This window comes from Dyadobacter sediminis (genome assembly GCF_005860765.1).
Taxonomy (GTDB): Bacteria; Bacteroidota; Bacteroidia; order Cytophagales; family Spirosomataceae; genus Dyadobacter; species Dyadobacter sediminis.
This window is the reverse complement of the sequence record NZ_VCEI01000021.1, coordinates 753,326-774,202: the sequence shown is the minus strand read 5'-3', so window position 1 is coordinate 774,202 and position 20,877 is coordinate 753,326. Positions and strand designations below refer to the sequence as shown.

Genomic DNA, 20,877 nt, shown 5'->3' with positions numbered 1-20,877 from the left:
ATAAAACCGTTTCTAACATATCCAGAAAACAAAAAAGGGCCTGAAACAAGAATTTCAGGCCCTTTTTACTGATATAAAAGAAATGTACTAACTGTAATTATCCACGTAATTGTTGTCCGGCTGAGGTGAATAGGAATTCACTGCATCTTTGATTAGCCCCGCTCCGATGAAAGGAAGCGAGATGATTGTTGATATAACCATAGCAACAAACAGTATCGTTGCAAAGAGTAATTTTGCTGAATAATATATGATATTTGACAGGAAGTTCATGGTGCAAATGATTTATATGATATTTTCTATTGCCAAAGTTAAATAAATTATTGTGCCAGCCAAAAATACTGTGCAAAAATTTATAAATTTAAGTCAATTTTAATGTACAAAGTATTCTATAAGCCTGATTTGCAATAGTTTCTTTACTTTATTAGAAATATAATTCAATAAAGTCGGAAAATAGTTCTACAACATCACACACACTTACTTATGAGCCATATTTTCATTTTCCTCGCGAGGATTGTATTCTCCACTATTCTCATTTTTGCAACCCTCTTTTCCTGCATTGTCATCCTGCCTTTCTGGATTCTGCTGCGCATTATGAAAAAGTCGGATTAAATCACAGCCGGAAACGGATTCTGGATTCATAGTCCTTTATATTGCACATTAAACTTCCATGTGCATTTACTCCTATGAAAAGAAGAGCGTTTATTCATATCGCCTCAGCAGCGGGTTTGTCTTCTGTAGCGTTCCATTTTGCCGGCTGCAGCAAGAATGAAAAGGACAGCGGAAACAAGGAACCTGAGTCTTCTCAGGTTTCCGAAATGACGATTGCGGACATGCAGAAGAAAATGCAGGATGGCGCACTTACTTCCCGTTCGCTCACGCAGCATTATCTGCAACAAATAGAAAAATACGACCGCAACGGTCCCAAGCTGAACTCAGTCATTGAACTGAACCCGGATGCACTCAGCATTGCCGATGCCATGGACAAGGAAAGGAAAAGCGGCAAAACCAGAGGTGCCTTGCACGGCATTCCTGTCCTGATCAAGGATAACATCAATACCGCAGACAAAATGCAGACAACTGCCGGATCGCTTGCTCTGGAAGGAAACATTGCCGCGACAGATGCCTTTGTGGTAAAACAACTGCGTAAAGCCGGTGCGGTGATTCTGGGCAAAACAAATCTGAGCGAATGGGCAAACTTCCGTTCCACAAGGTCGTCGAGCGGATGGAGCAGCCGCGGTGGGCAAACGCACAATCCATACGTGCTCGACCGTTCCCCATGCGGATCGAGTTCCGGTTCTGGCGTTGCCGTGGCAGCAAACTTATGCGCTGTTGCCGTCGGTACGGAAACCAACGGCTCCATTGCATGCCCGGCATCGATGAACGGCGTTGTCGGCATCAAGCCCACCGTCGGACTAGTGAGCCGTTCCGGCATTATCCCGATTTCCAAAACACAGGATACAGCCGGACCAATGGCCAGAACCGTTGCGGATGCAGCGGTTTTGCTCGGAGCCATGGCGGGTTTTGATGAGCAGGATGCAGTTGAAAACAGCTATCGTGAAAAAGTACCGGATTACACGGCTTTTCTGCTTCCAAAAGGATTGAACGGAAAGCGCATTGGTGTTGAAAAAGGTTTTCTGAAACAGCATGAAGGCATTGATTCCTTGCTGAAAAAGGCTCTGGACCAGATGAAAAGTCAGGGTGCAACGATTGTAGAAGTGGAATTCATGAAAACCGGCGATGTGGACGGTGCAGAATCAGCCGTTCTTCAGTATGAATTCAAGGATGGGGTAAATAAATACCTTTCCGCTTCCAATGCGAAAATCAAGTCGCTGGAAGAACTGATCGCTTTCAACAAAGCCAATGAAGAAAAGGTTATGCCCGATTTCAAGCAGGAACTGTTTGAAGTCTCGCAGTCAAGAGGCAATCTGGAATCGAAAGAATACAAAGATGCACTGGCAAGAATCATTAATGTAAGAGATTTGCTGAACAAGGAACTCGAAGCCAGCAAACTGGATGCGCTATGTGGCCCGGCAACCGGCGCTTCGTGGTGTATTGATCCTGTAAATGGCGATTTCTGGACGGGATACGGCTCCTATGGTCCGGCGGCGCTTTCCGGTTTTCCGTCCATAACGGTTCCCATGGGCAGTATCGACGAATTGCCTGTCGGGATTTCATTTCTGGGAAAAGCCTACAGTGAGCCGTCGCTGATCAGCATGGCTTATGCTTACGAGCAGGTTTCCAAAAACCGCAGGGCACCGCGCTTTATCAAAACGGTTCAGTAACCAATTAGTATGCTGTCTCAATTAAATCCTTTTGTACGGAAAGCAACCAAAAACTTTCATGGACAGAAGAGGATTTGTTAAAAGCAGCGCAGCTGTACTTTGTGCCTTGCCCGTATTGCCGGCAACGCATTTTGTACCGGTGAAAACCAATGATGAAAAAGCACCTTTGTGGTTAAAAGCCTTGGTTCAGCAGAACGATCTCGGCGTTGCATCACTCAGGTCTTTGCAGGTGAAGGACACAAACAGCAAGGACTTTGGCGGCCTGATGGATGCCTTTGACATCCTAAACCCGCATAGCACGGCTGCATTGATCCAATGGGGCGCCTGCGCGCTTTTTTCTTCTTCGTCCCGGTTCTACAAATCGGCACAACTGCTTGATGAAATCAATGTGGCTGTACTTTATCTGATCAGGACGCAGCATGAAGATGGAACCATTGATCTTTTATCTACCAATTTCCACTCCACGCCTGACACCGGCTTTCTGGTTAAAAGGCTTGCAATGGCCTATACGCTGCTGGACAAGTCCGGAACAGCGGACGTGGAAAAAGTACTGGCAAACCTGAAGACATTCCTGCTCCGTGCCGGCACCGCTTTGAGCACAGGCGGAATTCATACGCCCAATCACCGCTGGGTTGTAACTGCTGCATTGACCAAACTGAACGAACGCTGGCCCAATCCAGCGTACACGGCAAGGGCAGAACAATGGCTTGCCGAAAAAATTGATATTGACAAAGATGGACAGTACAATGAAAAAAGCACTTTTATCTATTCTTCGCTGACTGACAGGCTGCTGATTACCATTGCCAACGGTCTGAACAAACCCGAATTGCTGGACGCAGTACGTAAAAATCTGAATATGACGATGTATTATGTTCATCCGAACGGTGAAATCGTTACAGATGCTTCCGGAAGGCAGGACAAAGCCGTAATCGGAACGCTTGAAAACTACTATTATCCGTACCGTTATCTGGCGTTAAAAGATCAGAACGGGGAATATGCGGCCATGTGCGAAATGATTGAAAAAACGGCCGGGCTCAAAATTGGCGGATTTCTGGACTATTTTCTTTCGGATACTTCCTTATGGAATGAACTTCCGGCTACAAAACTGCTGCCATTGAACTACATACGCACTTTCCCGAACTCGGGGCTTGTCAGAATCAGAAGAAATGAGCGGGACTGCACGTTGATTGCCAACAATCCCGTTTGGTTTACATTCATGAAAGGCAACGCCGTTTTACAGGGAATGCGGTTTGCTTCGTCGTTTTTCGGGAAAGGTCAGTTTCAGGCTGAAAAAATAGTTCAGCACGGCAATGTATGGGAACTGACCCAGAAACTGGAAGGACCGTACTTTCAGCCTTATCCAAAAGAACAGCTTCCGGATGATGGTGACTGGGACAAAATGCCCAGGAATGTCAGGCCGCAAAGTGAAATTCAGCTGCTGGAAACAAAGGTTTTGGTGAGGGAAACAGAAAACGGGATGGAAGTGGAAATAGCAACTTCCGGAACGGAACGCGTTCCGGTGGCACTTGAACTGATATTCCGCGCCGGCGGAACATTTACCGGAATTTCAAAAATAGAAAATACCAAAGACGCCTGGCTTTTGAAAAGCGGTGCCGGAAGTTACAGTGTTCAAAAAGATACAATCACTTTCGGCCATGGAACGGGTTCACATAAAAATATTTCTTTACGCGGCGCACTGCCCGCAATGGACGCGCCAACGGTTTACCTGACGGGCTTCACTCCTTTCCGGCACGTCGTCCGTTTTTCTTGAAACGACAGTTAATACCACAGACAGTCGTTTGAAACAGGGTATTTCAAAGCGTAAATCCGAATGCGTTAACGATGCTGTATCTACGTGCCTGGATACTTTTCAGGGTACCCGTTTTTTTTATTAAAAAATACATTGAAATACCTCAATTACAGCGACTAATCTTATTAATATTCATTAAATTTGATTAACCCTCCTCTATTCATGATGCCACGGATTTCTAAACATCTACAGTCATGCTCAGAAGCGTTAGAATATTCATACTGGTGCTTGCTGCACAGGTTTGCAATGCCAACCAGATTTTCATTCCGATGGATAAATCGCAGACCAATCACCTGAAAGCATACGGGCTTGCCTATGTGCTGCTGAAAGGTGAAACGGATGTAGACTGGCTGCTGAATTACCGCGGCGGGAGCTTTATGGTGCAGTATACCAAATCGGTTGAAAATGAATGCAAACTCCGCGCTATTTCTTATGAAATCCTCTCAGAAGCTGCCAGCCAGCAGATCATCAGCCAGATCAGCAATCCGGACATCAATATGGATGTTGTAAAACTGCATAAAGCGGCAAAAATAGCCGTTTACTCCCCGATCAAGATCAGCCCTGCCGAATTTGAAAATACAGATGCTGTCTTACTGGTCCTGAAATATGCCGAAATTCCGTTTGACGTCATTTACGACGAAGAAATCCTGAAAGGCGATCTGCCCAAATATGACTGGCTGCACTTGCATCATGAAGATTTTACAGGGCAGTTTGGAAAAAATCTACGCCGCACTACGCAAGCGGACATCAAAGCACAGGAATCGATTGCAAGCCGTTTTGGTTTTACCAAAGTATCACAAATGAAACTGGCCGTTGCCAAATCGATCAAGGAGTTCTGTGCAGGTGGCGGTTTTCTGTTTGCCATGTGTTCCGGTGCCGAAACATTCGACATTGCACTGGCTGCCGAAGGAATAGACATCGTTGATAATATGGACGGTGACGGCATTGATCCGGACGCACAATCCAAACTGGATTTTGAGAAAACCTTTGCATTCCAGAATTTCAAATTACAGCTGGATGAATATGACGGAATGAACTTTTCGGATATCAATTCTTCTTCCGGACGATACCGGAACTGGGGTGAAAGCGATGCCTACTTCTCATTGTTCGACTTTTCTGCCAAATGGGACGTTATTCCTGCCATGCTCGTACAGAATCATGAAAACCTGATCCGGGAATTTATGGGCCAGACAACTGCATTTACAAAAAGCATCATAAAACCGGGCGTCTTGGTCATGGGCACCAGCAGCTCTTCAGACCGGTATATTTACGGAGAATTAGGCCGCGGTCAATGGACATTCTATGGCGGCCATGATCCGGAAGGCCGCGGCGGTAGTCATCGCATGCCTACGGATCTTAACTTATATCCCAACTCGCCGGGTTACCGGTTGATCCTGAATAATATCCTGTTTCCTTCCGCAAGAAAGAAAAAACGTAAAACCTGAGATTTGGTGGCAGGCTCCGGAGGAGCCTCCTGTTTATAGCACCAGATTTGAAGGCATTATTGAGCGGCTCCGGAGGAGCTCCCTGTTTCTAGCCAAGATTTAGAAGACATTGTAAAAAGCGGCTCCGGAGGAGCCTCCTTAATATCAAATAATTAATAATCTACAAACAGGATGCCCCTCCGGGGCAAAACTTACATCCTGCAACTTTTGCTACAAACAGGATGCCCCTCCGGGGCGCTTTGGCGATTGTCTTCTATTTTAGATATTCAACCATTAACCTTCCTGCTTTTACAGAAGCGCCGGATTCACCAACCAACTCCCGCAAAACAGCATAATCACTCGTTTGCGCCTGATGTTTTGTTCCGCCAGGCAAAATCAGTTTCAGTTCATTTACCAGATTGGCTTCATTCAATTCATTCTGAATGAGTTCTTTCACTGTTTCTTTGTTCATGATCAAATTAACCAGTGAAATGTAAGGCACACGGATAAGCTGCTTTGCAATGGCATAAGACAAGGCACTCGTTTTGTAACATACGACTTCCGGCACATTAAAAAGAGCTGTTTCCAGAGTTGCAGTTCCGGACGTAACCAATGCAGCTTCTGAAATAGCTAACAGATCGTAAGTTGATTCATAAACTATTACCGCATGGTGAGCCGAAACATATTTGTCATACAAAGAAGCGGGAAGATTGCTTACACCGGCAATCACAAACTGATGATCCGGGAAATGCGGCTGAGTACGCAGCATGATGTCCAGCATTCCCGTTATTTCCTGCTGCCTGCTTCCGGGTAGCAATGCGATGACTGGCTTGTGAGCAGGAATTCCGTTTTTACTTCTGAACTCCGGATCAGGGCGGAATGATGCAATGGCATCCATCAGCGGATTGCCTACATAATCTACTTTGTAATCGTATTTCAGGTAAAAATCAGTCTCAAAAGGAAAGATCACAAACATATGATCCACATTTTCCTTGATCTTCAGAGCACGTTTCTGATTCCATGCCCAGACTTTCGGAGAAATATAATAGAATACTTTCAGACCCTTTTTTCTGGCAAATGCAGCAATCCGCAGATTAAAACCGGGATAATCGATCAAGATGAGTGCGTCGGGCTTGTAATTCAGAATGTCCGTTTTGCAGTCTTTCAGAAATCGGGAAATTTTATGAAGGTTAAGCATTACTTCCAGAAAACCCATGTAAGCGGTATCTTTGTAATGCTTCACCAGTTCCAGTCCCTCGGCTTTCATCATGTCTCCGCCCCAGCCTCTGAACTGCGCATCCGGATCATTTTCCCTTATTCCTTTGATGAGATTGGAACCATGCAAATCGCCCGAACGCTCGCCGGCAACAAGGTAGTATTTCATTCTGATTTGTTTTGATGGCTGTTTGGCAGAGAACTATTAGCGGCAAGTTTGAAAGCAAGTGGCTGAGCAATATTTTACAATGGATTTCAGGTTGAAATTTACCAACGCAAACCAATGTTAACAACCAAGACAAATTGCCAACAAATCAAGATTGATAAAGAATTAAATCCAGTTGCTGCAAGAAAAGGAAAAAAACCAATTACTTACAATTGATGACTAACCATGACTTACAATGACCAACCATGACTTAAATACAAATGCCAACAAGTCATGTACACTTGACTAAAAGCCAGCCCTATTCTCCGTAATATTCAACAAAATTCTTGGGTGTTTCCACAAGCTTGATATAGTGAAGCTTTGCTTCCGGGGCTGCTTCGGCGATTGCGGGTGCCAGTATATTCCAGATTTCAGTTACGAAAATTTCGCATGATGCCATTTTGCCCTGCATGAAATCCACGTCGAGGTTCAGGTTTTTATGGTCTACTTTATCCACGATCATTTCCTTGACCAGATTTCCCAGCACTTTCAAATCGATTACAAATCCTGTTTCAGGATCTGGTTTTCCTTTTACCGTAACAATCAGCTCAAAATTATGTCCATGCCAGTTGTTATTCGCACACGGACCGAATACTTCCTGATTTTTTTCTTCTGACCATGCCGGGTTAAAAAGCCGGTGGGCCGCATTGAAATGCTCTTTTCTTGTTACGTAAATCATAAATCTTCTTCACTTGATAAATAGAGTACAAAATTACATCTTGTATCCGTAGTTTTGCAGTTCAACAAGAGGATAACTAAAAAAAATCCTATTTCAACAGAAAGTTTAGGAACGGACCGGGATTTCCGACTGTTCTTTTCAGGCATTCTTTTTACAGATTAACCTTATTAAACATCTATTTTCTCGCATGATTATCGTAACAGGTGCAGCCGGATTTATCGGCAGCGGGCTTATCAGCCGGCTTAATCGGGATGGTTTTAAAAACATCATTGCAGTCGATGATTTTTCAAAAATTGAAAAAGCGGAAAATCTGCATGGAAAAACGATCCGAGAAAAAGTGGAGCGCGATGCGCTTTTCGAATGGATTGACAGGAACAACCGTGCTATTGAATTCATATTTCATATCGGCGCACGTACGGATACAACCGAATTTGACAAAAATATTTTTGACGAACTCAATGTTTCCTACTCCAAACAGATTTGGGAAAAATGCGTTGCTTACCAGATTCCGCTTGTGTACGCATCTTCCGCGGCAACTTACGGATTGGGTGAAAACGGGTATGACGACGACGAATCGTCCATCCCTGCCTTAAAGCCGCTGAATCCGTACGGAGATTCCAAGAATGAATTTGATATCTGGGCCTTGCAGCAGGAAAAAAAGCCGTTTTTCTGGGCCGGACTGAAATTTTTCAATGTGTACGGTCCTAACGAATACCATAAAGGCCGCATGGCTTCAGTTGTTTTTCACGCTTATAACCAGATCAAAGCCACCGAAAAAATGAAGCTTTTCCGCTCGCATAATCCGGATTTCAAAGACGGCGAGCAAATGCGGGATTTCATTTATGTAAAAGATTTGCTGGATGTATGTATATTTTTGATGCATCACCGCAAAAACTCGGGCATTTACAATCTCGGAAGCGGCCGGGCAAGAACCTTTAAGGATTTGGTCACCAGCACGTTTCTGGCCATGGAAAAAGCACCGGACATTTCCTACATCGACACGCCTGAAGATATCCGTGACAAATACCAGTATTTTACAGAAGCAAACATGGGCAAACTGCGCTCAATCGGGTTTACGCAGCCATTTACTTCACTGGAAGACGGTGTTCATGACTATGTAAAAAATTACCTTTCCACAGGAGCATATCTTTAATCATTTTACCCGGCAGCGGATTTCGGCTGCATGGGGCCGTGATTGCGGATTTACAGGAAAATCGCGAATAAATCCGCTTTTTTCTGTATTTTTGATACAATCAATAAACTCTATCCTGTTTCCCTGTGTTACAGTTAATAGAGACACATGGCGATAATTATATGACTATGAGCAAAGAAGAAGAATTGTTGGAGGAGATCACCAGTTCAGAATACAAATATGGTTTTGTAACGGATATAGAAGCAGACGAAGCTCCTATGGGGCTGAATGACGATATAGTCAGGTTTATCTCGGCCAAGAAAAACGAACCGGAATGGATGCTTGCATGGCGCCTGAAAGCGTATCATCTGTGGCTGACCATGAATGAACCGAAATGGCCGAATGTGCATTATCCCGAAGTTAATTTTCAGGCTATAAAATATTATTCGGCTCCCAAGAAAAAGAAAGCTGTCGAAAGCATCGAAGACATTGATCCCGAACTGCGCGATACATTTGAAAGACTTGGGATTTCCCTGAATGAACAAAAAAGGATTTCCGGTATTGCCGTGGATGCTGTCATGGATTCCGAGTCGGTATTTACGACTTTTAAAGAATCTCTTAAAGAAAAAGGAATTATTTTCTGTTCGATCAGCGAAGCAATCCGCGAGCATCCCGAGCTGGTTAAAAAGTACCTTGGTTCGGTTGTTCCGCCAAAAGACAATTATTACGCAGCGCTGAATTCTGCTGTTTTTTCCGATGGCTCCTTTGTATACATTCCGAAAGGCGTGCGTTGCCCGATGGAACTTTCCACTTATTTCCGGATCAATGCAGCCGGTACCGGACAGTTTGAGCGTACGCTGATCGTTGCCGACGAAGACAGTCACGTAAGTTACCTGGAAGGTTGTACGGCCCCGATGCGCGATGAAAACCAGCTGCATGCAGCGGTTGTTGAAATTTTCGCACATGAAAATGCGAACGTTAAATACTCGACCGTACAGAACTGGTATCCGGGCGATAAAGATGGAAAAGGCGGTATTTACAACTTTGTGACCAAACGTGGTCTTTGTGACGGCGCCAACTCAAAGATTTCATGGACGCAGGTCGAAACCGGTTCTGCCATTACATGGAAATATCCTTCCGTTATCCTGAAAGGCGATAATTCGATCGGTGAATTTTATTCTGTTGCTGTTACCAACAACATGCAGCAGGCAGATACCGGAACAAAAATGATCCACATCGGAAAAAATACCAAAAGCCGGATCGTTTCAAAAGGAATTTCAGCAGGAAAAAGCCAGAACTCCTACCGCGGCCTGGTTCAGGTGTTCAAGAAAGCCGAGAAAGCACGCAACTTTTCACAGTGCGATTCCCTTTTGCTCGGTGACAAATGCGGCGCGCATACTTTCCCGTATATTGAAGTAAGCAATCCGTCCGCAACGGTGGAACACGAGGCCACGACTTCAAAAATCGGTGAAGACATTCTGTTTTACTGCAATCAGCGCGGTATTCCGACCGAACAGGCCGTTGCACTGATTGTAAACGGATACGCAAAAGAAGTATTGAACCAGCTTCCGATGGAATTTGCAGTGGAAGCACAGAAGTTACTGGAAATCAGCCTAGAAGGTAGCGTAGGTTAAGTTCACGGAAATACTTTTTTACAGCTTTATATCTGAAAAGCCTTTGATTCGTCAAAGGCTTTTTGTATTTTATTGATTCCATTAAACTATCCACTCACATTATATCTTCATGACACACGTTCCGCAACTGATTGTTGACCTTTCTTTAATACTCACAATAGCGGGTATCATCACCCTTATTTTCAAGAAATTGAAACAGCCTATTGTGCTTGGTTATATACTGGCCGGATTACTTGTAGGACCTAATTTTCACTTGTTCCCGACCATAACCGATATAAAGACCATTGAAATATGGGCTGAAATCGGGGTTATATTCCTGCTGTTCAATCTTGGTCTGGAGTTCAGTTTTAAAAAACTGGTCAAGGTTGGAAATACTGCAGCCATCACCGGGCTTTTTGAAGTTTCCATGATGCTTGTTACCGGTTTCGTAACGGGTCAGCTTCTGGGATGGAGCAAAACGGACAGCCTTTTCCTGGGCGGTATCATCGCCATTTCTTCCACAACAATCATTTTCCGAGCATTTGACGAACTGCGAATCAAAACACAGCAATTTACAAGAGTCGTTCTCGGCATTCTGGTCATTGAGGATTTAACAGCTGTTTTGCTGATGGTTTTGCTGTCGACGTTATCCATAAGCCAGCAATTCGCGGGCTATGAACTGCTGCAATCCATTCTGAAGCTGTTTTTCTTTCTTACAATCTGGTTTCTGGGCGGGATCTTTATCTTCCCGACGCTGCTCCGTCGTTACAGCAATCTGATGAATGACGAAAGTGTATTGATCACTTCCATTGCGCTCTGTTTCGGAATGGTTTTCTTGGTTACGCAAGCCGGGTTTTCGGCTGCACTCGGCGCATTTATCATGGGTTCTATCCTGGCAGAAACCACGCATGCAGAAAAGATTGAGCATTTGCTGAAACCCGTAAAAGACCTTTTCGGCGCCATATTCTTTATTTCGGTCGGCATGCTGATTAATCCGAGCTTGCTTGCAGAATATGCAGTTCCAACGGCTATTCTGGTTTTCGTTGTCATTTTAGGCAAGACTACGTTTGTATCGCTCGGGGCCATTATATCCGGTCAGCCGCTTAAAAAATCCATGCAGTCGGGAATGAGTTTGTCACAGATCGGTGAATTTTCTTTTATCATCGCCAATCTCGGGCTTTCGCTCAAAGTCACCAGTGAATTCCTTTATCCCATTGCGGTCGGCGTATCGGTGATTACAACCTTTACAACTCCATATATGATGAAAGCATCCGAACCTCTTTCCGAATGGCTGGAAAAAAGATTGCCGGAAAAATGGAAATTATACCTGAACCGTTATAGCACAAGTACGGAGACAATCGGGCAGACAACGCACTGGAACCAGATATTGAAATCGTACTCTCAAACGGTAATCCTCAATGCTGTCGTAATCGTAGGCATTATACTGGCGGCTTCCCGGCAGCTTGCCGATCAGCTGCACACGCGCATTCCTGAAACTTTTATCACGAATGCAGTCCTGTTTTCAATTACATTTCTGCTTATTTCCCCTTTTCTATGGGCATTGGTATTCAAAAGATCAAACCGCAAAGCCTATTCTGCAATCTGGCTGAGCCGCAAATACAGCCGCGGGCCGCTGCTTTTACTGGAATTTTCAAGAGTGCTCATTGCGATTCTGCTCATGGGATTTTTGCTCAACTCATTTTTTGCAACGATCACGGCCTTGAGCTTTGCAGCCGGCATTATGATTCTCGGAATGGGTATTTTTTATCAGAGACTTCAGGTATTTTACCATAAAATTGAAGACCGGTTTTTACAAAATCTCAATGCGCGCCAGCTGGAAGGAAGCGGCAAATCCAAAAAAATTCTTTTGCCGTGGGATGCGCACTTTGCATTTCTGGAAGTAAGCGCGGATTCCAACCTCATTGGAAAAAGTCTGCAGGAATTAAAGATCAGGGAAAAATTCGGTATTAATGTCGTTCTGATTGAACGCGGAAGCAAAACCATTTACTTGCCCAAACCAACCGAAGTGCTTTATCCATGTGACCGCATCGAGGTAATCGGTACGGATGAGCAACTGGACTCTTTCCGCGGCCATGTGGAAATCAGTATTGACGGCAACAAATATCTGGCGACTGAAGAAAGCGTTGCACTTGCACGCATTGTTGTCAGAAATGAGTATAACATCCGCGGCAAAAGCATTCGTAACAGCCTCATCCGGGAAAAAACGCATGGAATGATCGTCGGTCTGGAAAGGAACAGCGAACGAATCCTCAACCCCGACGCTTCCATGATTATTGAAGACGGAGACGTTCTGTGGGTTGCAGGTCAGAAAGATTTCATCAAGGAATATGTAAATACAAAAACGGCAAACAGTAACGACGAAGTTTCCGCAGTTATTTGATCCGTAATCCTTGTAAACCGCCTGTATGAACGGCAACAATTACGGTTCCTTTTGCAAAGTAGCCGCTTCGGATCAGCTCGAACAGGCCGAAAAACATTTTGCCGGTATAAACCTGTTCAAGCTGAATTCCATGATTATTTTTAAAGCTTTCTATAAAATCAAGAAGTTCCGGATTCCATTTGGCATAGCCTCCAAAATGATAATCAGTAAATAATTTCAGTTTGCCCATGTTTTCATAGCCGGCAAGCAAAGCCTGGATTTCATTTTCAAGAAAACCGCCACCTTTTAACGCAGAAAATGCAAGTACATTCGCATTTGCATAAAGTATTCCGGCAGCCGTACCGCCGGTTCCGGCAGCCACTGCAAAAAAATCCGGTGCAGATGCCAGTTGGCTTCGTACTTCCGTAACCATTTCAGCAACCCCTTTTAACGCAAGGCCCGAAGTTCCGCCTTCCGGAATGATAAAAGGAAAGTCAAACTGTCCGGATAGCTGTAACAAATATTCTTCAGAATGTTTTTGCCTGTATTCCTGTCTGGAAACGAAATGCAGCTGCATATGCTGTTCACGGCAGAATTTCAGTGTTGGCGTTTCTTTTTCAGCCAGCTCCTCGCCTCTTACAATCCCGATTGTTCTGAATCCGAGTGCATTTCCGGCAGCTGCCGTTGCGTACAGATGATTGGAGTAAGCGCCTCCGAATGTCAGCAAAGTGCTTTTATTTTCCGCTTTTGCCTTTACTAAACTGTATTTGAGTTTCCGCCATTTATTGCCTGAAACAGTCGGATGAATAAGGTCATCGCGTTTGATAAACAGTCGGATTCCTGCTTCTTCGGTGAATTTGCCGGAAAGTTCCTGCAGAGGAGTCGGTGTCGTAGGGCCAAGTAAATCCACTAAATTTGATATTTTTGCCAATAGTAAATTAAAATCGAAAAATGTCCGAAGATAACGTTGAAATTACCTCTGAAGAAGATGATTTGTTTGAACATTACCGAATCGTTATTGACAAAGGTCAGAGCGCAATCAGGCTGGACAAATACCTTAGCATTCATGTTGCGAAAGCTTCACGGACAAAAATACAAAACGGCATTGAAGCTGAGGCTGTACGCGTAAACGGGCAGGCCAAAAAAGCCAGTTATAAAGTAAAGCCGTATGATATTATCACGCTTTCCCTTCCTGAGCCGCCGCGTGATACCGAAATTATTCCGGAGGACATTCCGTTAAATATCCTGTATGAGGATGACGCGCTGCTGATCGTTAACAAACCGACCGGAATGGTTGTACATCCGGCTTTCGGGCATTGGTCGGGAACGCTGATACATGCACTGGCTTTCCATTTCAAGCAATTGCCGACGGGAACCAACGGCGACATCAGGCCGGGGCTTGTTCACCGGATCGACAAAGATACATCGGGATTGCTGGTGATTGCCAAAACGGAATTTGCCATGTCATTTCTGGCAAAACAGTTTTCCGACCATTCCATAGAACGCACATACAATGCCATCATCTGGGGCGAACCTAAAAATGACAAAGGAATGGTTACCGGCCACATCGGAAGAAATCTCAAAGACCGAAAAGTAATGGATATATTTCCGGATGGCAGTCATGGAAGGCATGCCGTAACGCATTATGAAGTTTTGAAACGGCTTCGCGAGGTTTCTTTGATTCAATGCAAACTGGAAACCGGCCGTACGCACCAGATTCGCGTTCATATGAAGTATATCGGTCATCCGATTTTCAATGACACCACTTACGGCGGAAATAAAATCCTCCGCGGCGCATCAAGCGGAAGTTACAAGGCAATGGTCGAAAACTGTTTCAGTCTGCTTCCAAGCCAGGCATTGCATGCCAAATCACTGGGTTTCGTCCATCCCACAACCAAAGAATGGATGCAGTTTGATACGGAACTACCCGAAAATTTCAAGGCGATTCTGGATAAGTGGGAAAACTACGTAAATCATCCGTAGCAGATAGTATATTTCTGGCCTTTGCCGGTTTTAACAATAAAAATGACATATGACAATTTCAACCCGACAAGGAACAACTGAAGATATACCCTCCGTTTTTGAACTGGTAAAAGAACTGGCGACTTATGAAAAAGCACTGAATCAGGTTTCCAACAACGTTGAGAAAATGACGCGTGACTACAATGAGAAATTGTACGATTTCTTTGTAGCAGAAGCAGATTCAAAGATTGTCGGCCTGTCGCTTTATTACTTTCGCTATTCTACCTGGAAAGGAAAGAGATTGTACATGGAGGATATCATTGTTACCGAAAGCATGCGCGGAAACGGAATCGGCAAGATACTTTTTGATGCAACCGTTAAAGCGGCAAAGCAAACAGGCTGTACCGGCATGTTATGGCAAGTACTCGACTGGAATACTTCCGCCGTAGGCTTTTACAGAAAGTACGGAACGAACTTTGACAATGAATGGATTAACTGTAGTCTGGACTTTTAGGGTGTTGGCTTTTGGCGGGAAGTCATTGATGATTATTTTTTGTCATTGATGGTCATTTGTTGCTATTGGCATTTAGCCTTTAGCTTTTGATGGAAAATCATTTTTAGTTGATTGCTGGCCTTAAAAGCTTTTTTTATCGTATTAATTTATTGCAATACATTTGAATCAGCTTTAAAGGTAGTGTGATAGCTATTAGCTAAAAGCCAATCGCTAATAGCTAATCATTCCAGCAAATCCGGTCTTCTTTCTTTTGTCCGCTGGAGAGATTGCTCGTGGCGCCAGGATTCAATTTTGACTTCATGCCCGGACATCAGGATCTCCGGCACTTTGTTTCCTTCAAAATCCGCAGGTCTGGTGTAAACGGGCGGTGCAAGCAAATTATCCTGGAAAGAATCTGTCAATGCAGAAGTTTCATCATTCAGCACGCCCGGCAATAAACGGATGATGGCGTCAGCAAGTACGGCCGCAGCCAGTTCCCCGCCAGAAAGCACATAATCTCCGATACTCACTTCCCTGGTTACAAACAAGTCACGGACCCGCTGATCCACCCCTTTGTAATGGCCGCAAAGCAGGATCAGATTGCCTTTCAAGGATAGCTGGTTAACCATTCTTTGCTGCATCAGCTCGCCATCAGGCGTCAGATAAATAACTTCATCATACTGCCGCTCGCTCTGCAGTTTACGGATGCAACGGGCAATAGGTTCTATCTGCAGCACCATACCGGCACCACCGCCAAAAGCATAGTCGTCAATGGTACGGTGCTTGTTGACCGAATAGTCTCTGATATCATGAATCACAACTTCCACGAATCCGCCCTGCTGTGCTCTTTTTAAAATGGAATGCGCAAAAAAGCTGTCAAGCAGGCTCGGAACGCAGGTAACTATGTCAATCCGCATCATCCGGAGTATTATCTGAATTGTTGTCTAAGTAAACTTCCAGCAGGCCTTCTGGCAGATTGACGATCAGCTGCTGCTTTGTTTTATCGGCTCTTAAAACAATATCTTCTGCAGTGGGTATCAGCACTTCACTTCCTTGATAATCCATAGCAATCAGATCCTGGCCATTCAGCGAGTATACTTCTCTTACAATCCCGAGTTCACCTTTGTTTTCATCCACAACTGTGAAGCCTTTGATTTCATGATAATAAAATTCTTCGTTATCAAGCTCTTCCAGCTCATCCAGAGAAAGGTAAAGCGAAGTTCCGACAAGCGCCTGTGCTTTTTCAATCGTATTTACATCTTCAAAGCTTACGATTGCATTTCCTTGCTTCTGAAGATTGAAATTCTGAATAAAATAAGGAACCAGCTCTCCTTTGATCTCGACATAAACGGCGTCAAGTTCTTCATAATCTTCCGGATAATCCACATCCAGAAAAATAACAACATTGCCCGAGGTTCCGTGTGTTCTTACGATATAACCCAGCAAATAACAATTATCCTGTGTCACGAGAATGAAATGTTTATATATGGTATAAAAACAATATGAGTCTGTTCGGTAAACCGACAGACCCATAAAAATGTATTTTCAAGCAAATTATTCAGCAGATTCTTCTGCCGGCGCATCTGCTGCGGCCTCATCAGAAACTTCGTCTGTAACCTCTGCATCGTCGCCAGCAGGCGCTTCTTCAGCAGGAGGTGTGTTTTTCTTAGCAATTGCTTCGGCGCGGGCCTGATTTACCTTACGCTCAGCTTCCAGCTTGGCAAATTTCTCAGCATCTTTTTTCTGAGTCAAGGTATCGGCAGCAGTAGCCTTGCGGTCTGCTTTTGAACCTTTCCATTCTTCAAAACGTGAATCGGCAACTTCCTGCGTAATTGCACCTTTGATAACACCAACCTGAAGGTGCTTGCGAAGCAATATGCCTTCATGCTGCAAAATGGAACGGGCTGTATCTGTTGGCTGGGCACCTTTAAGAAGCCAGTCAACTGCCTTGTCTGATTCCAGAACGATGAAAGCAGGATTTGTTCCAGGGTTGTAAACACCCAGTTTTTCGATGAAGCGACCATCACGTGGTGCTCTGGCATCTGCGACTACGATATCATAGATCGCTTTCTTTTTGCGTCCGCGACGCGCTAACCTTATTTTAACTGCCATTATTGAATTTGTTATGACCGGGAACTCGTCCCTTGATTAAACAGGGTGCAAAGGTAAGTGAATTTCCTGATTTTACTGATATCAGTGCACAAAAAAAGGAAGGCATGTAATGCCTTCCTTTTGCAAAAAGTATTTTCTGAATCCTAGCGGCGGAAACCGGCAGGATAGGTAGAACGCAATGTGTTGTTAGGAAGAATCTTGATTTCCACACGACGGTTAGACTGCAAGCCTTCTACGGTGGTGTTTTCAGCAATCGGACGATACTCACCATAATACTCAGTCAGGATGCGGCTTGGATCTGCAATACCGGCGCGGATCAGGAATCTTTTGGCTGCATCAACACGGCGGCGTGAAAGCCCTACGTTATAGCTGTCAGAAGCACGTGCATCCGTGTGTCCTACCAGAACAATGCGGCAGTTTGTACGCAGGTTCAGAAGCTCAACAACCTTGCTTAATGTTTCTTTCGAAGGGTCACGGATAATTGCTTTATCTGTATCAAATTCAATGTTGCTGAACAATGCTTCGCATTCGTCTTTCGGAAGGTTGTTTTTAATGGCATCTCTGATGATTTTATCAAGATCCATGGCAACACCGCCACCTGAAACAACACTTCCGCTTGGTGTGTTCGGCTCTTTGTCAAAAAGGTCGGCAACACTGTCACCATCAGAATCCGTATAAAGACGTGGATCAACCGGATCCGGCATCACTGCTTTTGCAATGGAGTCAGCATCGCTCATCGTTGGATTGTAAGGTACCGGAATCAAAGATTGCGGATTCGTCCAGCGCAGGTGATAACGGCCGCTTGCAGCATCGTATTTGCCTCCTTTGGCTCTCACTGCATTTTTACCCAGTTTGTAAGTCAATGCAAGGTTCAGCATACCGTAAGAATCGTTTCTTGATTCTCCTCTTGCAAATGTCCAGATTCCTTGCTGTGAAGTATAATCGCTCAAATCACCAACCGTTGCATCAAGCTTTTCTGTATTTACAAAATTGTGTGTGTAGTCAATGCCAAGGTCAAAGCGTGAAGAAAGCTCATAATGAATGGCCAAGCCTGTTGGAACAACCCATTCACGAGTATAAGTAGATCCGTTACGTTCCCACTCACCGGCTGTCTTGGAACTGTTGTCCGTGTTGGTTGAGAAGCTGCCGCTTATTCCTTTGGTTATGTTAACATAATCTACATCGGTGTGGTAATAAATAATACCAGCTCCCAAATGCGCGTCAACTTTCCATCTGCGAAGTTTTTTGTAGCCGAACAGCAAGCGGCTGATGTTGGCAGTTCCATCCAGGGAAACCTGAACAAATGACGGGCTGTTGAATGTAGCACTGTAAACATCACCTGTCAGAGAACTGACGCGTGAATCTTTGGAACCCTGAAGGCGTCCGTTGTAGCCGACGATCTGAAGACCGAATATAGGGGAAAGCTGTTTGTTTACTGATAATCCCCAGCCACCGGTCAGTTTTTCATTGTCTCCGCGTTTGAAGCCGTCGTACTGCGTTAAATCTCCGAAGAATTTTGTGATCCCTCCATATCCTGTTATGGACCAGGTATTCATTTTATTGGGCCCGTCGTACGTTCTGTTTTGGGCAAACGTATCCAGGCTCAGCAGGGACAAACAAATTAAAGCAACGTAAAGATTCTTTTTCTTCATGGGAAACACCAGTTATGTGATTCAATTATTCACTGTATTTAATTAATTCAAAACAGAAAAAAGGACAAGCCTGTAAGCCGGGTTCTGTATCTTTTACAAACTAAAAGGTTCCTACCATTTATCCGGGATTCCGGTCACCCGGAATCTCTAACGATCTACCCGTGCCAGCGTTAGAAACGGGAGCGAGTAACTCCGCAAACTGACACCTATTTGATCTTTCAGCCCGTAAGGTTTACCCTGCCTCAATGGTTACCCAGAGAGCGGTGGGCTCTTACTCCACCATTTCACCCTTACCCTGATACATAAAAAACATGCCAAGGCGGTATCTTTTCTGTGGCACTTGCTGTCAGCAAATCGTCACCGGTTTGCTGCCTTCCCGTTAGGAAGTACGGTACTCTGCGCTGCCCGGACTTTCCTCCCCGGTAAAAACCGTGGCGGTAGGACAGCTTATCCTTTCCTCTGGCCACAAAGCTAAGAAATACTTTCTTTTGATCAGCAGTTAATATACTATTAAAAGTAAAAAAATATGGTAAACAAGCTTATTATTGTACAAATTATATCTCTCAAATTCCTTTTAGCCCGTCAACCCGCAAATTAACCTTTCCGTGTGCAAACACAACAGAATAAATGTGTTTAGGAGTTAAATAAACCTTATCCGGAACAATATCGGAGAGATTACCTTTCAGAATGACACCATCGGTTACTTTGTAATTCTGCAGTGCTTTCTGGATTTTAGCCTTTGCATCGATGATCTGCTGACCTACCGGAAACACCATTTTCTTTTCCATCATTCTGCTGAACTGTCCTTGCAGCAGCCATCCGGCAGTTCGAACTATTGCATTTCTTGTGTCAAGATCGTAGTCCAGGTTTTTTAGAGATAATTGCTGGTTGTCAGGGTTATAATCCGGAATACCTTTTAAATATATTGTACCGTTTATACTACCTTTCATCGCAGCCTTTATTACAAGCCTGTCGTTTTGCCCATACATTTCAACAGACGTAACTTCTACTTTATACTGGCCGTTCAAAAATGAAAACGTTTCGCCTTTCAGTTTTGCCGTTGCAAGCCGGGCCGCGTCTTCATAGGAAACAAGACTGATCAATCCGATTTTGAAATCCTCATTTACATGATTTACAATTTCCAGATCCGGAAGCTTGTGAACCGTCGGAACTACCGGCTTGACGGCTGATGTAACCGTTTGGGTATAAGCACTAATGCCAATGACGGCACGAAGAATATTGTTTTTGGCCAGTAATGGCGTCATAACGACTTTTGACGGAGCGACCACAAGCCATGTATCAAATTCTTTTGCAAGCATAATCGGCTGGCGGGCCATTTCCCACGCCATTTCAGCACTTTTTTTAAGTTCGATATTGGCAGAAACCTGTTCGTCGATTGCTTCTGTAATTTTATCAAAATTTTTGTTCAGAAGCCGGCTGGCCATGCTTTTGATTGGAATGTTGATGCCGGCAACCTTTACATTCGGGTCCGTGATCCAGTCGTAACTGTCTACATAAGTTTCCGATTTTATTTTCCAGTTCGGCAAAATGCCCAGTTTGGAAATCAGCCGGATCCTGATTGAAAATTCCGTATCCTTGAATCCGGACATTTTTATGCCCAGCGGACTAATTCTATATCCTGCGCTGACCCATATCTTCAGAGGAACCTCAAACAAAAAGGAAGAATCAATGGCAATGACCTTGATCGGACTTATTTTCCAGACCTTTGCTTTTAAATTGTCGTTATTGTCATCTTCATAGCTGTTGTCTTCATAAATAAGCCCTTTGATCTTCATGTTAATCTGATTTTCAAGTTCCGAAACGGGTATTTCTACGGGAACGTTGATAACAGAAAGGTGTTTTTCGTTCTGAATCTCTTTATCAGAATATTTATATTCTTCCATAGGCGCTTTTGGAG

Annotated in this window: 17 protein-coding genes and 1 other RNA gene; 8 read left to right on the top strand and 10 right to left on the bottom strand. The window is 44.2% G+C overall.

Translation table 11 applies throughout. From position 1 onward, the window contains the following. Positions 1 to 474: 474 nt before the first annotated feature. Positions 475 to 639, bottom strand: a complete 165-nt coding sequence (locus tag FEM55_RS24945) for a hypothetical protein (RefSeq protein WP_171036530.1) — start codon at positions 637 to 639, stop codon at positions 475 to 477. A 44-nt stretch (positions 640 to 683) separates the two neighbouring features. Here FEM55_RS24945 and FEM55_RS10500 point away from each other — a divergent pair, with 44 nt between their 5' ends. From FEM55_RS10500 to FEM55_RS10490, 3 genes are all read left to right on the top strand, one after another. Further along, positions 684 to 2,282 (top strand): amidase, encoded by a 1,599-nt coding sequence (locus FEM55_RS10500; protein ID WP_138281275.1) that lies wholly within the window; start codon positions 684 to 686, stop codon positions 2,280 to 2,282. Between the two features lie 58 nt (positions 2,283 to 2,340). Beyond that, on the top strand, positions 2,341 to 4,053 hold the full coding sequence (locus tag FEM55_RS10495; protein ID WP_138281274.1) for a hypothetical protein: 1,713 nt from the start codon (positions 2,341 to 2,343) through the stop codon (positions 4,051 to 4,053). A gap of 233 nt (positions 4,054 to 4,286) precedes the next feature. Continuing rightward, positions 4,287 to 5,537 carry an asparagine synthetase B gene (locus FEM55_RS10490; protein WP_138281273.1) on the top strand — a complete coding sequence of 417 codons (1,251 nt, stop codon included), beginning with the start codon at positions 4,287 to 4,289 and terminating at the stop codon, positions 5,535 to 5,537. 253 nt (positions 5,538 to 5,790) lie between these two features. Here FEM55_RS10490 and lpxB read toward each other — a convergent pair whose 3' ends face one another. Both lpxB and FEM55_RS10480 read right to left on the bottom strand, forming a co-directional pair. After that, positions 5,791 to 6,900, bottom strand: a complete 1,110-nt coding sequence (lpxB, locus tag FEM55_RS10485) for a lipid-A-disaccharide synthase (RefSeq protein ID WP_138281272.1) — start codon at positions 6,898 to 6,900, stop codon at positions 5,791 to 5,793. 295 nt (positions 6,901 to 7,195) lie between these two features. Continuing rightward, entirely contained in the window at positions 7,196 to 7,615 is a 420-nt protein-coding gene (locus FEM55_RS10480) for a 6-pyruvoyl trahydropterin synthase family protein (protein ID WP_138281271.1), read from the bottom strand. A 187-nt stretch (positions 7,616 to 7,802) separates the two neighbouring features. Here FEM55_RS10480 and rfaD point away from each other — a divergent pair, with 187 nt between their 5' ends. The 3 genes from rfaD (at position 7,803) to FEM55_RS10465 (ending at position 12,761) form a co-directional block, all read left to right on the top strand. Beyond that, the gene (gene rfaD, locus FEM55_RS10475) at positions 7,803 to 8,768 is read left to right on the top strand and encodes an ADP-glyceromanno-heptose 6-epimerase (RefSeq protein WP_138281270.1); all 966 of its coding nucleotides are present in this window, start codon (positions 7,803 to 7,805) and stop codon (positions 8,766 to 8,768) included. A gap of 167 nt (positions 8,769 to 8,935) precedes the next feature. Further along, positions 8,936 to 10,381: a Fe-S cluster assembly protein SufB gene (gene sufB, locus FEM55_RS10470; RefSeq protein WP_138281269.1), complete on the top strand. Its 1,446-nt coding sequence runs from the start codon at positions 8,936 to 8,938 to the stop codon at positions 10,379 to 10,381. A gap of 109 nt (positions 10,382 to 10,490) precedes the next feature. Continuing rightward, the gene (locus tag FEM55_RS10465; RefSeq protein ID WP_138281268.1) at positions 10,491 to 12,761 is read left to right on the top strand and encodes a monovalent cation:proton antiporter family protein; all 2,271 of its coding nucleotides are present in this window, start codon (positions 10,491 to 10,493) and stop codon (positions 12,759 to 12,761) included. On the opposite strand, the gene FEM55_RS10460 is transcribed toward FEM55_RS10465, so the two are convergent. Then, positions 12,754 to 13,650, bottom strand: coding sequence for a 1-aminocyclopropane-1-carboxylate deaminase/D-cysteine desulfhydrase (locus tag FEM55_RS10460; protein ID WP_138281267.1), 897 nt, complete (start codon positions 13,648 to 13,650; stop codon positions 12,754 to 12,756). The genes FEM55_RS10465 and FEM55_RS10460 overlap by 8 nt on opposite strands. A 41-nt stretch (positions 13,651 to 13,691) precedes the next feature. Here FEM55_RS10460 and FEM55_RS10455 point away from each other — a divergent pair, with 41 nt between their 5' ends. Together FEM55_RS10455 and FEM55_RS10450 are read left to right on the top strand one after the other, a co-directional pair. Continuing rightward, on the top strand, positions 13,692 to 14,723 hold the full coding sequence (locus FEM55_RS10455) for an RluA family pseudouridine synthase (protein WP_138281266.1): 1,032 nt from the start codon (positions 13,692 to 13,694) through the stop codon (positions 14,721 to 14,723). A gap of 49 nt (positions 14,724 to 14,772) precedes the next feature. Next, positions 14,773 to 15,216, top strand: coding sequence for a GNAT family N-acetyltransferase (locus FEM55_RS10450; RefSeq protein WP_138281265.1), 444 nt, complete (start codon positions 14,773 to 14,775; stop codon positions 15,214 to 15,216). A 221-nt stretch (positions 15,217 to 15,437) separates the two neighbouring features. Here the strand turns inward: FEM55_RS10450 and trmD are convergent, their stop codons facing one another. The 6 genes from trmD to FEM55_RS10420 form a co-directional block, all read right to left on the bottom strand. Then, positions 15,438 to 16,112 (bottom strand): tRNA (guanosine(37)-N1)-methyltransferase TrmD, encoded by a 675-nt coding sequence (gene trmD, locus FEM55_RS10445; RefSeq protein WP_138281671.1) that lies wholly within the window; start codon positions 16,110 to 16,112, stop codon positions 15,438 to 15,440. Then, positions 16,102 to 16,662 (bottom strand): ribosome maturation factor RimM, encoded by a 561-nt coding sequence (rimM, locus tag FEM55_RS10440; RefSeq protein ID WP_138281264.1) that lies wholly within the window; start codon positions 16,660 to 16,662, stop codon positions 16,102 to 16,104. Before rimM ends, trmD begins: the two co-directional genes overlap by 11 nt. A gap of 87 nt (positions 16,663 to 16,749) precedes the next feature. Next, positions 16,750 to 17,307: a 30S ribosomal protein S16 gene (locus FEM55_RS10435; RefSeq protein ID WP_138281263.1), complete on the bottom strand. Its 558-nt coding sequence runs from the start codon at positions 17,305 to 17,307 to the stop codon at positions 16,750 to 16,752. A gap of 143 nt (positions 17,308 to 17,450) precedes the next feature. Further along, the gene (locus FEM55_RS10430; RefSeq protein WP_138281262.1) at positions 17,451 to 18,959 is read right to left on the bottom strand and encodes an OmpA family protein; all 1,509 of its coding nucleotides are present in this window, start codon (positions 18,957 to 18,959) and stop codon (positions 17,451 to 17,453) included. Positions 18,960 to 19,016: 57 nt separating this feature from the next. Next, positions 19,017 to 19,413: RNase P RNA component class A (gene rnpB, locus FEM55_RS10425), an RNA gene on the bottom strand. 109 nt (positions 19,414 to 19,522) lie between these two features. After that, positions 19,523 to 20,863, bottom strand: coding sequence for a DUF4403 family protein (locus FEM55_RS10420; protein WP_138281261.1), 1,341 nt, complete (start codon positions 20,861 to 20,863; stop codon positions 19,523 to 19,525). Positions 20,864 to 20,877 lie beyond the last annotated feature (14 nt).

Coding starts and splice junctions, on each gene's coding strand:
- trmD (WP_138281671.1), bottom strand. CDS start 16,112: ATGCGGATTGACATAGTTACCTGCGTTCCGAGCCTGCTTGACAGCTTT.
- FEM55_RS24945 (WP_171036530.1), bottom strand. CDS start 639: ATGAATCCAGAATCCGTTTCCGGCTGTGATTTAATCCGACTTTTTCAT.
- lpxB (WP_138281272.1), bottom strand. CDS start 6,900: ATGAAATACTACCTTGTTGCCGGCGAGCGTTCGGGCGATTTGCATGGT.
- FEM55_RS10495 (WP_138281274.1), top strand. CDS start 2,341: ATGGACAGAAGAGGATTTGTTAAAAGCAGCGCAGCTGTACTTTGTGCC.
- FEM55_RS10435 (WP_138281263.1), bottom strand. CDS start 17,307: ATGGCAGTTAAAATAAGGTTAGCGCGTCGCGGACGCAAAAAGAAAGCG.
- FEM55_RS10450 (WP_138281265.1), top strand. CDS start 14,773: ATGACAATTTCAACCCGACAAGGAACAACTGAAGATATACCCTCCGTT.
- FEM55_RS10490 (WP_138281273.1), top strand. CDS start 4,287: ATGCTCAGAAGCGTTAGAATATTCATACTGGTGCTTGCTGCACAGGTT.
- FEM55_RS10480 (WP_138281271.1), bottom strand. CDS start 7,615: ATGATTTACGTAACAAGAAAAGAGCATTTCAATGCGGCCCACCGGCTT.
- rfaD (WP_138281270.1), top strand. CDS start 7,803: ATGATTATCGTAACAGGTGCAGCCGGATTTATCGGCAGCGGGCTTATC.
- FEM55_RS10465 (WP_138281268.1), top strand. CDS start 10,491: ATGACACACGTTCCGCAACTGATTGTTGACCTTTCTTTAATACTCACA.
- FEM55_RS10455 (WP_138281266.1), top strand. CDS start 13,692: ATGTCCGAAGATAACGTTGAAATTACCTCTGAAGAAGATGATTTGTTT.
- FEM55_RS10420 (WP_138281261.1), bottom strand. CDS start 20,863: ATGGAAGAATATAAATATTCTGATAAAGAGATTCAGAACGAAAAACAC.
- sufB (WP_138281269.1), top strand. CDS start 8,936: ATGAGCAAAGAAGAAGAATTGTTGGAGGAGATCACCAGTTCAGAATAC.
- FEM55_RS10430 (WP_138281262.1), bottom strand. CDS start 18,959: ATGAAGAAAAAGAATCTTTACGTTGCTTTAATTTGTTTGTCCCTGCTG.
- FEM55_RS10500 (WP_138281275.1), top strand. CDS start 684: ATGAAAAGAAGAGCGTTTATTCATATCGCCTCAGCAGCGGGTTTGTCT.